Genomic DNA, 18,164 nt, shown 5'->3' with positions numbered 1-18,164 from the left:
CCGCCCTCCCCATGCAACAGCCCACGTCTCCTCGACCCACGCTGCGCGTGTCCGATGACCGGAGCTTCGTCGAAGCCGAGGCCTCCCTGGAGAAGTCCGGCCGCGTGGAAGAGCTGATCCGCCTGTACGAGGGCCGCGCTCGCGACGTCGCCGCCGACGAGGCCGTGCGCCTGTTGTGCCGCGCCGCGGAGCTGGCTCATGACCGGCAGCGCAACGCGCCTCGCGCCGAGGAGTTCCTCAAGCGCGCGATGCTGGTGGCGAAGGATCCGCTGCCCGCGCTGCGAGGCCTCAAGCGGCTGCACGAGTCGCGGCAGGACGCCGCGGCGCTCGCGGATGTGCTGGAGCGACTGGGCAGCTCCACGCAGGGCGAGGAGAGCGCCGGCCACTACCTGAAGGCCGCGGACCTCTACGAGCAGAAGCTCTTCCGCCGCGACAGGGCGGTGCTGTGCCTGCAGCGCGCGGCCCGCGCGAAGTCCGACCGGGCCATCTTCCGACGCGTGCGCCAGTTGCTGTTGTCCGAGGAGCGCTTCCAGACGGCCTTCGAGGCACTGGAGCGAGAGCGCGAGGCGCTGGGCGACGCGGGCATGGCCGAGGAGTACGCGGCGTTGGCGGAGCGACTGGTGGATGATCCCACCGAGCACGAGCTGGCGCAGCGGGTGCTGGATGTCGCCCGGACGCTGGAGCCGCAGAACGCGCGCGTGGAGAAGGCCACCCGGGCGCTGCAGCGCTTCGAGCAAACGTGGCGGGACCGTGTGCGGATGCTGCGCAGCATGTCGCTGGAGGAGCGCGACAGGAAGAGCGCGGCCCGGCTGTCGTTGCTCGTGGCGAAGCTGTTCGCCTGGTACGACCCGACCGCCGCCGGCAAGGTGAAGGAGGCGTTGGACCGCTGCTTCCTGCTGTGGCCGGGCATGCCCGAGGGGCTGTCACTCATCGAGAAGATGGCCGCGCGCTCAGGCGGCGATTTCGCGGCGGCGATTGCCCAGATTGAAGCCATGGCGGGCGAGGTGAAGGACCGCGCCGCGCAGGTCGACCTGTGGCTGCGCGTGGGCACGCTGCGTCTGGGGCGGCTGAACGACGCTCCGGGTGCGCTGGGCGCCTTCGAGCGGGCCGTGGCGGCGGACCCGTCGCGCGCGGACGCGGCGAGCCTCACGGCGGAGCAGTTGCTGGAGGGGGGCCGGGCGGCGGACGCGGTGGTGGTGCTGGAGCGCTACCTGACCACGGTGAAGGACAAGTCGAACCAGGCCGCGATGCGGCTGCGCCTGGCGGAGCTGTGCCTGACGCAGTTGAAGGACAGCGCCGCGGCGCGCACGCACCTGGAGGCGGCGCTCAAGCTGGACCCCACGCATGCGCTGGCGGCCTTCCAACTGGCGCGGCTGTTGGCGGAGGACGAGGAGCTGGAGGCCGTGGTTCCGCTGTTGGACCTGGCGCTCCTGGCGCCGCGTCCCAGGTCGGAGCGGGTGGCTTTCTGCGAGGCGCTCGCCCTGATGTTCGAGGAGAAGGAAGACGCGCGAGGTGCCTTCGAGGTGCTGTCGCGCGCGCTGGAGTTGGACCCCGCGCGGCCGTTGCTGCTCGGCTCGGTGGTGGAGCACGCGGAGAAGGCCAACGCGAGGCCCGCGCTGGCCCTGGCGCTCCAGCGCGCGGCGCAGGCGGCCCCGGTCGTGGAAGTGGCCGCGACGCTGTGGCGGCACCTGGCGCAACTGCTCCAGGGCCCGCTGGCGGACCCGGTGCGCGCGGAGGCCGCGTGGCGCGAGGTGCTGGCGCGGCTGCCCGGTGACGAGGTTGCCGCGGAAGCGGTGAAGTCACTGCAGGCGGTCGCGGCGCTCGCTGACGACCCGAAGGCCCGGCTGGAGGCGGAGGTGACGCGGCGCGAGGCCGCTGGCGCCGCGCCCGAGGAGCTGGAGCCGCTGGTGCGCGAGTGGACGCAGCTGGCGCCCGACGAGGTGAGCGCCGTGCAGCGGCTGCAGGCGCTGTGCGTGGCGCTGTCGCGCTTCGACGAAGCGGCGGCGCTCGCGGGGCGGCTGGCCTCGCTGGCGGAGACGCAGCTCGAGCGCAACGAGTGGACTGCGCGGCAGGCGAAGCTGTACGCGGAGCGACTGGGGCGACAGGAGGACGCGGCGGACCTGTTCCTGGGGCTGTTGTCGGAGAACGTGTCCACCGGCGTGGTGGTGGGGGGCCTGGAGCGACTGGCCGCGGCGGGGGTGCGGACGCAGGAAGTCACCGAGGCCCTGGCGGCGCACTATGGGCGCGCCGGTGATCACCAGCGACAGGTGGCGGCGCTCCAGCAGCAGCTCGAGGCCACCACGGAGCCGACGGCGCGCAAGCGCCTCTTTTCGTTGCTGGCGAGCATCCACGAGAAGCAACTGGCGGACAGCCGCGCGGCCTTCGACACCCGGGTGCGCGTGCTGCGCGAGGACCCGAGGGATGAGCCCACGCGCGCCGAGGCCCTGCGTCTGGCGCGGGACTTGTCCGCGCACGCGGAGCTGGGGCGCGTGCTGCGCACGCTGGCGACGGAGTCGGAAGACCCCACGGTGGCGCTGTCGCTGCTCACCGAAGCGGCGGGGCTCACGGAAGAGGGCGGGCTGGTGGCGGATGCCATCTCCGCGCTCGAGGCGGCGGTGGAGCGGGCGCCGGAGTCGGGCCCGGTGCTCCAGCGGCTCGTGCGGTTGTACGGGCGCGCGGGGCGCTCCGCGGATGCCGAGGAACTGCTGCGCAAGCGCATCCACGGCGCGCGTGGGCCGGAGCGGCTGGAGTTGCTGCTCCAGCTCGTGGACCTGAACGTGGAGCTGGGCCGTCCGGCGCAGGCCGCCGAGGCGCTCCAGTCCTCGCTCTCGCATGGCGCCGAGGAGGGCCGGCACCTGCCGCGCCTGGCGGAGCTGTACGAGAAGGCGGGCCGTACGCGCGAGCTGGGCGACACGCTGGCCCGGATGATTGGCCTGGCGGAGTCGTCCGGCGAGACGGACAAGGCGTCGCGGCTGAAGCTGCGGCGCGCGCAGTTGCTGCAGGGCACGCAGGACGGCAGCGCCGAAGCGGTGCAGAGCTACGCGGACATCCTGCTCCAGCGTCCCTCGGACCCGGACGCACTCGCGGCGCTGGAGGCGATGTTGGCCTCGGGGCCCGCGCGGGAGGCGGCGGCGCGCGTATTGGTGCCCGCGCTCGAGCGGACCAAGGACCACCGCAAGCTGGTGGCCACGCTGGACGTGCTGGCGGAAGTGGCGAAGGACGACGCGGCGCGCGTGCAGGTGCTGCGGCAGGCCGCGCAGGTGCATCTGGCGCATCTGCGGCAGCCGGAGCTGGCGTTCGCGGCGCTGGCACGGGCCCTGCGACTGGCGCCGGGCGACGCCGGGTTGCGCTCCACGGCGCGTCAGGCGGCGGAGGACGCGGACTCGGTGGACAGCTACGCGGAGATCATCGCGGAGCTGGCGGAAGAGGGCGACGTGGGCCCCGCGCGCGGCGCGCTGCTGCGCGAGCTGGCGGAGGTGCAGGAGAAGAAGCTCGACGACAAGGCGGGGGCGGTGAAGGCCCTGCGTGCATTGCTGGCCCTGGAGCCGGGCAACCTGGACAGCCTGCGCGCCTTGCAGCGGCTGCACCGCGCGGGTGAGGAGTGGGCCGCGCTGGCCGAGGTGCTCGAGAAGCTGGCGGCCGCTTCGCCGGAGCCCGCCGAGCAGCTCGCGTTCCTGCGTGAGGCCGCGCTGCTCCACGAGACGCGTCTGTCGGACCTGGAGAGCGCGTCGGAGGCGTGGCGCGCCATCGCGGAGCGCGACTCGGCGAGCCGTGAGGCCGCCGCCACGCTGGACCGGCTCTACACGGAGCTGGAGCGTCACCAGGACCTGGCGTGGGCGCTGGCGCTGCGCCGCAACCAGGAAGGACAGAGCCCGCAGGGGCGAGAGGTCTCCTTCCGCCTGGCGGAGCTGCAGCGCACGGTGCTGGATGACCCAAACGCGGCGCTGGGACTCTACAAGCGCATCCTCGCCGAGGACTCCGGTCACCCGGGCTCGCGCGCCGCGCTGGAGACGTGGGTGAAGGCGGCGGTGCCCGCCAGTGGCGCCGCGCTGGAGGTGTTGGATCCGGTGCTCGCGCAGGTGGGGGACCATGCCCGCCGCGTGGCGCTGCGCGAGGCTCGAATGGAGTCGGCGCTCACGGTGGAGAAGATCCTCCTGTCCGGTGAAGTGCGCCGCATCTACGAGCGCGACATGCGGCAGCCGTCGCTGGCCTTCATGTCTGCGGTGAAGTCCTTCGCGCAGGGGCTGGACCGGGACGGCGTGCGTCCCGACCTGGAGCGACTGGGGCGCGAGACGGGCTCGCACGAAGTGCTCGCGGAGATCTACGAGTCCGCGGCGGTGGAACTCACGGAGGGAGACCCGGCGGCCTTGGAGCTGCTGCGTCGTGCCGCGGAGCTGCGCGAGTCGTTGGACCAGCCCGAGGAGGCCGCGCGCCTCTGGAAGAACCTGCTCGCGGACGCGCCGCAGGACCGCCAGGCGTTGGAGGCCCTGTCCCGGCTGTATGAGAAGGGGCAGAACGCGAAGAGCCTCTCCGAGGTCTACACCCGTCAAGCCCAGCTCTCCCAGGACGTGGAGGAGCGCGTCGGTCTGCTGCTCAAGGCGGGCGAGGCCTACGCCAACGCGGGTGAGGACGCGAAGGCCGTCGAGACCTATCGCTCCGCGCTCTCGCTGCGGCGGGTGCCCGAGGGACTGCTCGCGCTGGAGAAGCTGTACGCGAAGGCACGGCGGTTCGTGGAGCAGGCGGACGTGCTGGATCAGCTCGCGGATGGCGCCGCGGACGACGCCGCGCGACGGGGCTGGCTGCTGAAGCGGGCGCAGTTGCTCGAGAAGGAAGTGGGCCCCACGGAGGCGCTGCCGGTGTATCGCCGGCTGCTGGAATTGGCGCCTGGGGACGGGCAGGTGGTGGCGGGCCTGGAGCGCTTGATGGCGCACGACGGGCCCCGCGTGGAGGCGGCGCGCCTGCTGGAGCCCGTCTATCGCGGCCTGAACGACACGCGAAAGCTGGTGGAGGTCCTGGAGGTGTTGTTGCACGGCATCGCGCCGGAGCGGCGGCTGGAGCACATCCAGGAGATCGCCACCCTGCGTGAGGCGCTGGGGCAGACCTCGCTCGCGTTCGTCGCGCGGCTGCGGGCCTTCAATGAGTTCCCGCAGGAGACCTCGGTGCGCGACGAACTGGAGCGGCTGGCGGCCGACTCTGGCTCGTTCGAGGAAGTCGCTGGCGCCTACGAGGACCAGTTGGAGCGCGACACGCAGGAGCCGCTCGCGGGTGACTTGTGGCGGCGTCTGGCGACGCTCTACGACAACCGGCTCAAGCGCTACGACCTGGCGGTCCGGGCGCTGGAGGAAGTGAGCCGGAGGGACCCGAAGAACAAGGGGGTGCTGGAGTCCATCGCCCGCGTGCATCGCCGCACCGGCGCGCACCGGGAGCTGGCGCTCGTCATGCGGCGTCAGGTGGCGGCGGAGCCGAGCGAGGCATCGCAGATCAATCTCCTGTTCGAGCTGGCGCACCTCGCCGAGGAGACGCTGGCGGACAAGGCGCTTTCGGCGCAGGCGTACCGCGAGGTGCTCGTCCTTCGGCCGGAGAACACGAACGCGCTCAAGCTGCTGGGCCGCGTGCTGGCGGAGATGGAGCGCTGGCCGGAGCTGGCGCAGCACATCGAGCGGGAAATCCAGCTCGCGGACGCGCGTGGCGCGCAGGAAGAAGCGTCGGACCTGCGCGTGCGCCTGGGGCGCCTGAAGTTCTCGCGTCTGGATGACCCGCGCGGAGCCCTGGAGCTGTACCAGTCGGTGCTGGCGCGCAGGGCGGGACATGCGGGCGCCGTCGGTGCGCTGGAGGAGATGGCCCGCTCGGAGAGTCCGCTGCGTGGCGCGGCCGCCAGCGCGCTGGAGCCCGTCTTCGTCGCGGTGGGCAACCACCTGAAGCAGGTGGAGATGCTGGAGTCCCGCGTGTCGGCGGAGGCGGTGCCGCAGGAGCGGGCCGCGCTCTTGCGTCGCATCGCGGAGATGTATGCCGGCCCGCTGGAGAACGCGGAGATGGGCTTCCTGGCGGCGACGCGTGCGCTGCGCGAGCTGCCGGATGACCTGCGCTCGCTGGAGCTGTGCGCGTCGCTGGTGGACCGGGCCGAGGCTCCCGAGGAGCTGGGCTCGGTCATCATGGAAGTGGCGCCCAAGGCGGGAGACGCCGCGCGGGCCGAGCTGTACCGCTCGCTGGCTCGACTGCAGACGGACCTGGGCGAGCCTTCCGAGGCGCTGACGTCCTGGAAGCGCGTGCTGGAGCTGCGTCCCACCGACACCGAGGCGCTGGATGGCACGGTCCGCCTGGTGGCTTCGCAGGGCAAGCCCACGGAGCTGTTGGAGGTGCTGCGCCGTCAGCTCGCCGTGGCCGAGGAGCCGGCGCGCCGCGCGGCGGTGCTCTTCCAGATTGGTCATCTGCAGGAGGAGCAGCTCCACGACGCGCTCGGTGCGCTGGCGACGTTCCGGCGCCTGCTGGAACTCAAGCCGGATGACATGGCCGCGCTGGAGCGGATGGAGGCCCTCTGCCAGAAGCAGGAGCGCTGGCCGGAGCTGGCGGACGTGCTGGCGCGTCGCATCGCGCTGATGCCTCTCGAGACGGGGCTGGAGCTGAAGTTCCGGCTGGCCATGGTGCGCGAGACGCGGCTGTTGGACCGGACGGGCGCGCTGGCGTTGTACGGCGAGGTGCTGGCGGTGCAGCCCAACCATCCTGGCGCGGTCGGCCGGATGGAAAGCCTGGTGTCTCGCGAGCCGCAGAACCTGCTGGCGGTGGAGACGCTGCTGCGGGCGTTCCGCGCGAGCGGAGACGTGCCTCGACTGGCGCAGGTCATCGAAGCGCGCGTGGGTGTGTCCACGGACGCGTTCGAGCGCAAGGCGCTGCTGGGCGAGCTGGCCACGCTGCGCGAGTCGCAGGGCGAGGTGGAGCTGACATTCCTGGCCCTCTTCCGCGCCTTCAAGGAGGATCCGAACGACGGTGAGGTTCGCCGGCGCTTGGAGAACGCGACGGACGGCTCCGACAGCTACGACGAGCTGGTTGCCGCATACGAGGAAGCGCTGCCTCGCGTGGCCGAAGCCGCCGACGCGGCTCAGGTCTGCCTGAAGCTGGGCCAGTTGCTGGAGACGAAGCTGCGCGACTCCGACCGCGCCGTTTCCTATTTCGAGCGGGCGCGCACGCTGCATGCGGCGGTTCAGGGGCGGGCGCTGGTCGCGCTGGACCGCCTGTACCTGGAGCTGCAGGCGTGGCCGGAGCTGGCGGGCATCCTGGAGGCGCTGGTCTCCGGGGCCACCGAGCAGGTGGAGCGCGTGGGCTACCTCTTCCGCCTGGGTCAGCTCTACCAGGAGCGGCTGGACAGTCCGGACCGTGCGGCGGGGGCCTACGAGGCCATCCTCAAGGTGGAGCCGGGGCACATGGCCTCCGCGCGCCTGTTGGAGGGCATCTACGAGGCCGCCTCGGCGTCGGAGAAGCTCTACGCCATCCTCAAGCTGCAGGCCGACAAGGTGGTGGGCGCGGAGAGGGACCGCGTCGTCTCGAAGATGGCGCAGGTGTCCGCCGAGGGGCTCTCGGACCTGGGCGGCTCCATCGAGCTGTACCGCGAGCTGCTGGCGAAGAACGCGCGCAACGACCAGGCCTTCACCGCGCTGGAGTCGCTCTACGAGCGCGCGGACCGGCCGCAGGACCTGCGCGAACTGCTCGAGGGGCGTCTGGCGATGACGCTGGACCCTCGCGAGGTGGTGCGCCTCAACGAGCGGCTGGGTCGTGTGGTGTATCGGCTGCTCAAGAAGCCCGAAGCGGCCGTGCCGTACTTCAAGGCGGCGCTGGACCGTGACGCGCGCAACCGCGCGGTGCTGGACACGCTGCGGGAGCTGTACGACGAGACGGAGCAGCGCGAGGAGCTCGTCGGCGTGCTGCGCCGGCTCATCCCCCTGCAGGAGAACAGCGAGGGTGTGAAGGCGCTGCGGCTGCGCCTGGCGGAAGTGCTGGCCGGCATGGGCCGCCGCGAGGAGGCGCTGGACGCCGCCCGCCGCGCGCTGGAGGTGGAGCCGCACCAGGTGCAGGAACTCGTCCGGGTCCACGCGCTCTTCGTCACCCTGCGCGCCTGGAACGATGCGGTGCGCGCGCTGGAGCTGAAGGTGCAGGTGCACCTGGGCACCGAGGAGCGTGAGGCCGCGGTCGCCACGTACTTCGAGGTGGCGGACCTGTGGTCCGGGCAGGGCGGCAAGCCCGAGCAGTCCTCGAGCGCCCTGGAGAAGGTGCTCGAGCTGGACCCGTCGAACCGCACGGCCTACGAGCGGGTGTGCGAGCTGTACCGCACGTACAACGACTGGCGCGCGTATGCGACGGCGGTCGACCGTTACATGCCCCACTTCGTCACGGCCGAAGAGAAGATGGCGGCGCTGCGCGAGCTGGCGCGGGTGCAGGAAGAGCGGCTGGGGCAGAAGGACGTGGCCTTCCTGGCGCTGTGTCGCGCGCTGCAGCTCGATGCCTCCGACGACACGTTGCGCGAGGAAGTGGAGCGCCTGGCGGACGAGACGGGCAGTCACGAGGAGCTGGCCGCCGTCTACGAGGAAGTGGCGGACGAGCTTCCTCGCGGTCCGTTGGCGGAGCGGTTGTACGCCACGCTCGCGCGTGTCCACGACACGCGGCTGGATGATCCGCAGGCGGCGGAGGGCGCGTTCCGGAAGATTCTCGAGTTCGACCCGACCAACGCCACCGCGCTGGACGGACTGGCCGCCGTCTTCCATCGACGGGGCCACGAGCGCGAGTACGTGGTGGCGCTGGAGCAGAAGCTCGAGGCCGCTGGCTCCATCGAGCAGCGCAAGGGCATCCTGCGAGAGATTGCTCGCGTCTGGGACGAGAAGCTGGAGGACCCGACCGAGGCCGCCAGCGCGCTCCTGCGGGCCCTGGAGCTGGAGCCGGACGCGGAGACGCTCGGGGTGCTCACCGCGCTGTACCGGCGGCAGCGCTCGTGGCGCGACGTGGCCATGACGCTCTTGCGTGCGCGTGATTTGGCGGACACCGCCGAGGAGCGCGCGCGCATCCAGGTGGAGGTCGCGGGTGTCTTCGAGCGAGACCTCTCCGATGACGACTCCGCCGTCGCCGCCTACCGGCAGGCGCTGGAGCTGGACCCGGTCAACCGCGAGGCGCTGGAGTCGCTGGAGCGGCTGCACACCAAGCTGGACCAGCCCGCGGACCTGCTCGCCATCTACGAGCGCATGCTGGAGCTGAGCGAGGACTGGCGCGAGAAGGTCCGCGTCCTGTTCCGCAGCGCCAGCATCTGGGAGGACAAGTACCAGAACCCGGCCAATGCGGACGTGTGCGTGGAGGGCGTGCTCTCCATCGACCCGCAGAACGTCCAGGCCATCAAGGTGCTCATCCGCCTGCGACGGGCCCAGGCTCGCTGGGAAGACCTCATCACCGCCTACGAGCGGCAGCTCTCCCTGGCCGTCAGCCCGCAGGAGCAGGCGGAGCTGTACGTGGACATCGGCAACGTCCAGTACCAGCAGCTCAAGGTGGTGGACCGGGCCGTCAACAGCTACCACTCGGCGCTCGCGGCGGACCCCGAGAGCCGTCCCGCGTTGCATGCGCTCGGCAATCTGTACGAGCGAAGCGGCAACTGGCCCTTCGCGCTGGAGATGCTCCAGAAGGAAGCGGAGCTCGCGGGCCAGACGAAGGACGCCGTGGAGCTGTTCTACCGTTTGGGGAAGATCAACGAGGACATGCTGATGGACTCGGGCAGCGCCCGGAGTGCCTATCAGCAGGCCATCGCCATCGACGCGGGCCATCTGCCCAGCATCCGCGCCCTCAAGGGCATCCAGGAGCAGGAGAAGGACTGGAGCGGCTACGAGCAGACGCTGCGTCAGGAGGCGGAGCAGACGGAGGACCCGGCCGCCAAGGGTCGGGCGCTCCTCGATGTGGCGCGCTACCACGCGGAGACGCGCGAGGACCGAGAGACGGCCACGGGCTACTGGGAAGAGGCGCTCAAGCACATCCCGGACAGCATCGAGGCGGCGAGGCCGCTGGCGGACGTCTACATCGCCCACGAGGAGTGGGCCATGGCCGAGCGGATGCTCGACATCGTCACGCGCAAGCTGTCGGAAAAGGCCATGGTGGAGAAGGACGCGGCCACGGCGGCGGACCTGTGCCGGCAGCTCTACCGACTGGGCTACGTGGCGGAGAAGCTGGGGCGGCGCGACAAGGCCCTGAGTTGCTACGAGACGGCGTACGAGCGCGACGCGACCTACCTCCCCGCACTGGAGGGCTACGGCAACCTGCTGGTGCAGACGCGCCGCTACGAGGGCGCGCTCAAGGTGTTCCAGACCATCCTCATCCACCACCGTGAGGAACTCACGGACCTGGAGGTGGTGGAGGTCTACTGGCAGCTCGGTGACATCCACGCCGCGCTTGGCCAGGCGGACCGCGCGCAGAACCACTTCGAGAAGGCGCTCGCCATCGACCCGGGCCACGAGCCCACGCTGCGCGCGCTCGTCGTGCTGATGGACAAGGCGGGCCAGTACGAGAAGTCCGCCGACCTGCGCCAGCAGCTCGTTGGCGTGCTGGAGGATGAGGCCAAGGCGAAGGTGTACCTGGACCTGGGCCGCATCTCCCGCGACGAGCTGCATGACCCGTACATGGCCATCGATGCCTTCACGGGCGCGCTCAAGGTCCAGCCGGATGCGCTGGAGGTGATGGACCAGCTCTACGTGCTCCTGCGCGAGACGCGTCAGGGCCAGAAGGCCGCGGATGTGCTGGCGCGGATGCTGGCGCTGCCCGCGTTGGCGTCCGAGCCCCACAAGGCCAAGCGCGTGTGGTTCGCGTTGGGCGAATTGCGCCGCGATGACTTGAAGGACGTGGAGGGCGCGACCCAGGCGTTCAACGCGGCCCTGGACCTGGACCCGCGCTTCGTCGAGGCGTTCAGCTCCCTGGAGGCGATGCTCGGCGGTGCCCGCCAGTGGAAGCCGCTGGAGGAGAACTACACGAAGATGCTCGGCCGGCTGCCGAAGACGCCGGAGACGCACGTGGCGCGCATGGCGCTGTGGCGCGCGCTGGGCGACCTGTACCACCAGGTGCTCAAGCATCCGGAGGGCGCGGTGGCCGCCTATGGCGTGGCCGCCAAGGGGCTCCCGGATGACGCGGCGGTGCAGGAGGCCTTCGCGGAACTCGCCGGCAACATGCCTGGCAAGGAAGAAGAGGCCATCGCCGCGCTTCGTCGGGCGCTGCCTCACACGACGGACCCTCGCAAGATATGCGGACAGCTTGTCCGGCTGGCGGCGCTGCGCAAGGACTACGACGTGGCCTGGCTCGCGGCGCAGGCCGCGTCGGGCCTCCTGGGTGAAGCAGGGGAGGACGAGAAGGAGATCCTCTCCAAGCTGGGGCCGTACGCGAAGAAGAAGGAAGTGGCGCAGCGTCCGGTGGACGACCAGTTGTGGCACACGCACCTGTTCCACCCGAAGTCGCGTGGACCGCTCGCGGAGCTGCTCGGCCTGCTCTTCGCCAAGGCGGGGCACCTGTACGCGGTGCCCTTCACGCAGTACCAGCTCGTGCCGAAGAAGCACCGCATCGACGTGGCCAGCGCGCAGGAATACCACGTGCACCACTACCGGTACGTGGCGCGCCTGTTGGGCATGGAGGGCGTGGAGCTGTACTCGCCCTTCCTCGTGGCGACGCGCGAGCGCATGGCCAAGCGCTCCAACGAGCCCGCTCCGGAGCCGCTGGTCAACGTGGAGCTCCTGCAGACGCACCCGCCCTGTGTCCGCGTGGGTGGCAAGTACTTCGCGGAGCAGGGCCAGAAAGAGGTGTACTACCTCCTCGGCCGCGCCCTGGCGTTGGCGCGTCCGGAGCTGGCCTTCGCGCAGTACGTGCCCGCGGAGCGCTTGGAGGCCATCCTCCAGGCTGCCCTCAACATGGTGGTGGGCAATGTGCGTGTCGCCGAGTCCCTCCACGGCGTGGAGATGGAGCGGCGGGCCCTGGAGAAGGTCCTCACGGACGTGGACCGCGCGGCGCTCGCCAAGGCGGCTCGGGCCTGGCTGCCCACCGCGACACCGCAGTCGGTGCGCCAATTCCTGGAGGGCGCGGAGCTCACCGCGGCGCGCGCGGGCCTCTTCGTCGCCGGAGAGATGGAGCCGGTGCGCCGGTTGGTCCAGGGGGAAACGGGGTCCTCGTTCCGGGTGGCGCCCCGCAACAAGCTCAAGGAGTTGCTCGTCTTCGCCACATCCGAAGAGCTACATCACCTCCGTGTGGCTGTTGGCACACACGTGGAGGTGCAGGTTCGTCGATAGCGGGGTAGAACCCTGGGAAGGGTTCACGCGTTGATGAGCGACCGGGCGGTCAAGGCACTGATCCTTGACCCCTCCGGTGGCCACTTCTACGATTCCGACGGGATTTCTCCCGTCATTTCCGAGGCTTGCGGAAGAGATGCGTTTCGTCTGTGACAGCTGCCGCGCGCAGTACATGATCAGCGACGACAAAGTGGGCCCGAAGGGGGTCAAGGTTCGTTGCAAGAAGTGCGGCCACACCATCACCGTGCGCCCAGCGGGCGCCGCGGCGGGGAAGGATTCCCCGTCGGAGCCCGCGACTTCTTCCGCCCCTGCCTCCGCCTCGAACGGCGCGAGCACTCCGAGCACCCCGAGCAAGGAGGCCGAGTCGTCGTCGTCCTCCTCGTCCTCGTTGCCCGCCACGTTGGGGACTCCGCCGGAGGGCGGGCTCTTCACGGACGTGGAGGAGGACGAGATTGGAGCGGTGTTCGACCAGGTCCTCAGCTCTGGCACGCACAAGATTCCGGCGGGTGAATCCGTCGGAGAGGCCGCGGCGCGCGACGCCACGGCGGAGAACGTGCGCAAGCTGGCCGAGGCCGAGGACGAGCCCGACAAGGACGAGGCGAAGGCTCCGGTCTCTTCTCACGACTGGTACGTGGCCATCGACGAGAAGCAGGTGGGACCGCTCTCCGTCGAGAAGGTGAAGGACGCGTGGGACCGCGGGGAGGTGGGACCGGACAGCCTGTGCTGGCGCTCCGGTTTCAGCGACTGGATTCCCCTGTCGGAAACGGCGGAGCTGGCGTCAGTGCTGGCCCCGCGTCCGTCGAAGCCGACCATCGTCGCGCCGGAGCCGGTGTCGGGCTCTTCGCCCACGGTCCAGCCCGGGCCCGTGCAGTCGGCGTTCAGCGCGGGCAAGGCCTCCAAGGGCGACAGTGCCCCGGCGCCGTCCGCTTCCTCCGAGGCCCCCTCGGGTTGGAAGCCCTCCGCCGCAAGCGTGCTGGCCTCGCTGGTGAAGGAGGAGAACGATGCGTTCTCCAAGCCTCCGCCGACGCCCGCGCCTCCGTTGGGCCGGGAGCCCGTGTCCCAGTCGAGGTTGCTCGACGTTCCCATGCCTCCGCCCGAGCCGGTGTCTTCGCCGTCGCTCATGGGCGCAAGCGCGGCCATGGCAGCGCAGATGGCGCCCCCTCAGGCGCAGCAGCCCTACCCGCATCCGCAACAGTCGATGGCGCCCTACGGGCAGCCCTCGCAGATGCCCTATGGGCAGCAGCCCGCGCCGTATGCGCAGCCCGGTCCCGCGCAGTATTCGCCCGCGGGCTATGCGCCCACGTACGCGCAGCAGGGCGGGACTTCGCAGGGTGGCAAGAATCGGATGGGCCTGATGGTGGGCATCGCCGTCGGGGTGCTGGGGCTCGGTGGTGGCGTGCTTGCGTTCACCATGAAGGGGGACAGCAAGGTCGAGGCTCCGGCCACCTCGCAGGTGGCCTCACCGCCTGTCGCGGCGGCGACTCCTCCGCCGGTCGCGGCTCCCGTGAATCCGCCGCCCGTGGCCGCGCCTGTCCAACCGCCTCCGGTGGTCGCGGGGGCGGCTGCGACGCCAACGCCGCCGCCTGTCGCGGCTGGAACGCCTGAGGCGAACCCGGCCGTTGCTGCGGGGACGCCGGCGCAGCCCGCTGCGACTCCGCCGCCCGTGGCGACGCCGCCAGCGGTCGCACAGGCTCCGGTGTCGCCCACGCCTCCCGTGGAGACGGCGAAGCCGCTCGACTCCGCCGTGGCGAAGGTGGAACGGACGACGCCCCGGAAGAACAATGGTTCCTCCGCCGCGGGTCGCAGGGAAGAGCCAGAGGAGCGGCCGGTGGCGCGCGCGGAGAAGCCCGCGGCGAGCGAGGGTGACAGCGACGACTTCGACGAGCTGTTCGGCACGAAGAAGCCGAAGAGCGAGCCGAAGCCGAGCGAGAACCGGCCGCCGACCGCCTACATCCCTCCCGAGCCTGGGGGCGGTGGTGTGCGCGATACCCTTCAGCGTTCCGACATCATGGAGGTGGTGCTGAACAACAAGCCCGCCATCGTGAAGTGCGTGAACGAGCAGAAGAAGAAGGACCCGATGCTGAGCGGCAAGCTGGTGATGCGGTGGACCATCCAGACGAGTGGCAAGACTGCGAATGTCACGTGCAAGACGGATGAGTACCGCACCACGTACATGGCGAGCTGCATTTCGGGGCTCATCAAGAGCTGGGCTTTCCCTCGTCACAAGAAGCAGGGCGAGCCCATCGACTTCCCGTTCACCTTCTGAGCAGGTGAGGGTGTTTCCGGGTCCAGTGCGACACGTGGGTCACGCCTGGGTCCGATGTGAGTGTTCGCTTTCGTGAGGGCTGAATTTCCGCGAAGGCCGAGCGTCAGTGGGCGTGTCGACACTCGTTGACACGTCAGGACGGGCGGGACTAAAGCCGAGCCGCTCGCATGGACGTCGGGGTCTGAAGTCAGTGGCCGGAGGCCCCCAGAGAGACGTTCCAAGCAGACTCACGGAGGGATTCTCAACATGCAGCTTCGCAAGATGATGCTGGTGCTCACGGCGCTGGGCGCGATGAGCGGTTTGATGGCCGGTTGTGGTGACGACGACACGGGCGGCCAGGGCTGCACCTCGAACGATGACTGCGCGGGCACGGAGATCTGCCACCCGTCCGCGGGTGTCTGTGTGACGACGTGTGAGTCTGGTTCCGACTGTCCGGACACCGCCAAGACGTGCGCGCCCCTGGGTGGTACGAGCACCCAGGCCAACACGCGGATCTGCCAGTGCTCCACGGACGTGCTCTGCAATGGTGGCACGGACTCCGAGTCGACCGACCTGGTCTGCTCCGACCTGGACACTGTTTGCGTGCCGAAGTGCGACTCGAACGATGACTGCGGCACCGGTCGCGTGTGCGACACGGCGTCCGGCCAGTGCGAAGAGGACGACACCACGGGCGGCACCTGCACGGGCGAGGGGCAGTCGAGTTGCCTCTACGGCCAGTATTGCAGGAGCGGTACCTGCACCGAGGTTCCGGCGCCCACCTGCCAGAACTTCGATCCTGCCCAGGGCGGCAAGCAGCCGGTGTGGACCAGCTCGTCCTCGGGCCCAATCATCTTCGATATCGCCAAGGTCTCCTGGGCCAATGACACCGCGACCCCTAACTTCTGCCCTGGTTCTCAGACGCTGAAGGTGCGAGTGAAGGCCTATCAGCCCGCCACTGGAAGTCTCACGTTCCCTGCGCAGTCGACCGGCCTGAGCAACCTGCTCTACGTCAGGGTCAATGGCCGGGAGGAGAATGGCGTGAACCTTATCCGTCCGTCGGAATATTCGCGGAGCCAGGATGGAAAGTCGGCGAGTTTTACGATGAACTTCTGCCCCGGTGACATCAACTCCATCTCGCTCGGCCTGTACTTCACCAACGGCAACGAGATCTGCGCGCAGATTCCTCGGTAGTCACAACTCGACTGAAGTCTGACCTTCGAGTACCGCTTGACCAGGCCCCATCCCAATTCCGGGGTGGGGCTTTTGTTTTCTGGAATTGATAGCAGCCACGTGACTACGCCAATGCCAGTGAATAAGGAAAAAAGCCCCACGTTTAAATGAACGGCAGCGCCAAGCGCCTGTCCCTGCGAGAAGGAGAAACGCGATGTCTTTCCGTTCTGTTGCCCTGTGTATGGCTGTTGTTGCTGCGCCAGCTTTCGCTGAAGACACCTCTGTCGGCCGTCAAGTTCACCTCGATTGCCCTGCAGGTACCATCCAGAAGGGCAGCAAGGTGACCAAGAGCATGGGCGTCTTCTGTGTGAAGGCTGGTGGAAGCGCGGACCTGGACAAGGCTACCCGCCACGGGCCCTACATGGACTTCTGGGCAAATGGCCAGAAGCAGTCCGAAGGGCAGTACAAGGACAATTTCCGCACGGGGCGTTGGACCTATTACGACGCCAACGGCGTGAAGACGGGAGAGACCGAGTTCGAGCGCAATAACTACCACGGCCAGCGCGTGGAATACTTCCCCAGTGGCTCCAAAAAGGTGGAGCAGACCTGGGTGCAGGGGAAGCGCGAAGGGGTCGAAGTCGCCTACTCGGAAGACGGGAAGACGGCCTCTCAGGTCCGTTACACCGACGACAAGCCTGTCGCCGCCAAGTAGTTCTAACCTGCTGGTGTCTTGAAGGCCCTCTTCCCTCCTGAGGTGAAGAGGGCCTTCTCATTTTCTAGGGCTTTTCCGGGCCGAGCGGCTCGGATAGGAAGCTCAGTTGTGAAGCCCCCCTCACTCATCCCCGTCCTCCCTGATATTCCTGTCCGCACGGTCGCGGAGATGGGGCTGCGCGAACTCGAGCGCATTCGGCTCATTCTGCGGGGCGGCTCCGTCATCGACTGGCGGAGAATGCACTTCCAGACGAGGGATGAGGTGGACCGCTTCCTGCGGCTCTGCCAGCTCGATGTGTCCCATCCCCATGACGAGGCCTGGGCGCGCAGCGTGCTTGCGGAGGCGGTGGCCTACCTTCGCAAGACTTTCAACTACCGCGTGGCCGACGCAGTGGCGAAGCCGGGAGAGATACACGACCTGTTCCTCCTGGCCTCGGGAGCCAAGGGCAACGCCCGGCATAGGCGAATCGCCTGCGTGGTCCTGAAGGTGATGCATGTCATCCAGCACATCGAGGGCCGGGACCTGCTGTTCCGCTTGGCTATCTCAGAGGCCGAACTGGCCGAGTTGGTCACCGAGAAGGTCCTAGGGGTTGCGCGTGCCATGCAGGATAAAGGGCTCCCAGTGGTGGAGTTCGCGCACTCCATCAAGACGCAGGACTCCCTGGTTACCAAACTGCTGGCGAAGAAGGAAACGGTGGCCGCGCAAGTCTATGACCGGACCCGGTTCCGCGTTGTGACTCGTTCGCGGGAAGACTTGTTGCCAGTGCTGTACTTTCTTACGCAGTGGTTGTTTCCCTTCCACTTGGTGGTTCCTGGCCAGACGGAGAACACGCTGCTGCCCTTCAAGGGCTTGCTGCAGGAGCATCCGCATTTCGAGCAGTTCATTCCTAATCTTCATCTGGACAGGGATTACGAAGATAGAGAGGACAGAGGCGGCAACCTGTTCTCGGGCAATACCTATCGGGCTCTCAACTTTGTCGTGGATATGCCAGTCCGGATGGATGCGTATCTTCCTCCACCCGGGCTGGATGACAGACTGAGGAGGGGGCGTGTGGTCATCTCACTTGTGGAGTTCCAGATCGTCGATGAAGAGACCGCACGTCAGAACGAGTTGGGCGAGAATGCGCACGAGGCTTACAAGCGTCGCCAGAAAAAGCGAGTGCTCAAGCGACTCAGCCAAGGCCTCGTTGTGCCCAAGCGACAGGTGTGAGCACCTGCTCTTCGGTACGCAGCGGACCTCTTGTTTGATTACGGAACCTCATAGGTTACCTCTAGCTCAGCCAGCTTGGGGTCATCCTCGACATTTGAATCGATGCTGTCGACAATGCCGTCGTTATTTGTCCCAATCTCGAAGCGAAGCCGATACTGCGTTCGCTTGTTTCGAGTTGCACGGTTTGCCCAATCCTGAGCTACCACAGCCGTGACATCGATCCTTCCGGGGCGGCCGAGTGAGTCAGCGGGAACGGGGATTCCAGAGGAGAGGGGCTGAGAATGGTAGGCAGCTTCGAGTCGCGGATCGAAATCGAAACTAGTACCTCGGCACAGAGGTTTTGAAGGGTTCAGGCCGCAGCGGCCACTGCTGCTTGGGCCTGGGGGTATGCTCGCCCGAGCTTGGTGCGGGCGCTGTCTATAGTGAAGCGCCAGCGGACGCGGGCGCCCTCCTTGTTGCGCATCCTCTCCCATCGGGCCACCTCCCGTTTCAAGGTGAGCTTGTTGCCAATTCGCCTGTCCAGGCATTGGCGGGTGAGCAC

5 protein-coding genes and 1 pseudogene are annotated in these 18,164 nt (G+C 68.8%); 5 read left to right on the top strand and 1 reads right to left on the bottom strand.

The genetic code is table 11. The features are described 5' to 3' along the window. Positions 1-11: 11 nt before the first annotated feature. From FJV41_RS37560 to FJV41_RS37540, 5 genes are all read left to right on the top strand, one after another. The gene (locus tag FJV41_RS37560) at positions 12-12,287 is read left to right on the top strand and encodes a tetratricopeptide repeat protein (protein WP_141647424.1); all 12,276 of its coding nucleotides are present in this window, start codon (positions 12-14) and stop codon (positions 12,285-12,287) included. A 136-nt stretch (positions 12,288-12,423) separates the two neighbouring features. Beyond that, entirely contained in the window at positions 12,424-14,553 is a 2,130-nt protein-coding gene (gene gltJ, locus FJV41_RS37555) for an adventurous gliding motility protein GltJ (RefSeq protein WP_141647422.1), read from the top strand. Positions 14,554-14,799: 246 nt separating this feature from the next. Beyond that, a complete protein-coding gene (locus tag FJV41_RS37550) occupies positions 14,800-15,723 on the top strand; it encodes a hypothetical protein (protein WP_246137659.1) in 924 nt (307 codons plus the stop codon). A 319-nt stretch (positions 15,724-16,042) separates the two neighbouring features. After that, on the top strand, positions 16,043-16,414 hold the full coding sequence (locus FJV41_RS37545) for a toxin-antitoxin system YwqK family antitoxin (RefSeq protein ID WP_220137933.1): 372 nt from the start codon (positions 16,043-16,045) through the stop codon (positions 16,412-16,414). Between the two features lie 108 nt (positions 16,415-16,522). Continuing rightward, a complete protein-coding gene (locus tag FJV41_RS37540; protein ID WP_181791199.1) occupies positions 16,523-17,623 on the top strand; it encodes a TIGR04552 family protein in 1,101 nt (366 codons plus the stop codon). Positions 17,624-17,972: 349 nt separating this feature from the next. Here the strand turns inward: FJV41_RS37540 and FJV41_RS53215 are convergent. Then, positions 17,973-18,164 (bottom strand): annotated as a pseudogene (locus tag FJV41_RS53215) (IS630 family transposase); the annotation flags it as partial.

Source organism: Myxococcus llanfairpwllgwyngyllgogerychwyrndrobwllllantysiliogogogochensis, assembly GCF_006636215.1.
In the GTDB taxonomy this organism is placed as follows: Bacteria; Myxococcota; Myxococcia; order Myxococcales; family Myxococcaceae; genus Myxococcus; species Myxococcus llanfairpwllgwyngyllgogerychwyrndrobwllllantysiliogogogochensis.
This window is presented reverse-complemented; position numbering and strand designations above follow the sequence as displayed.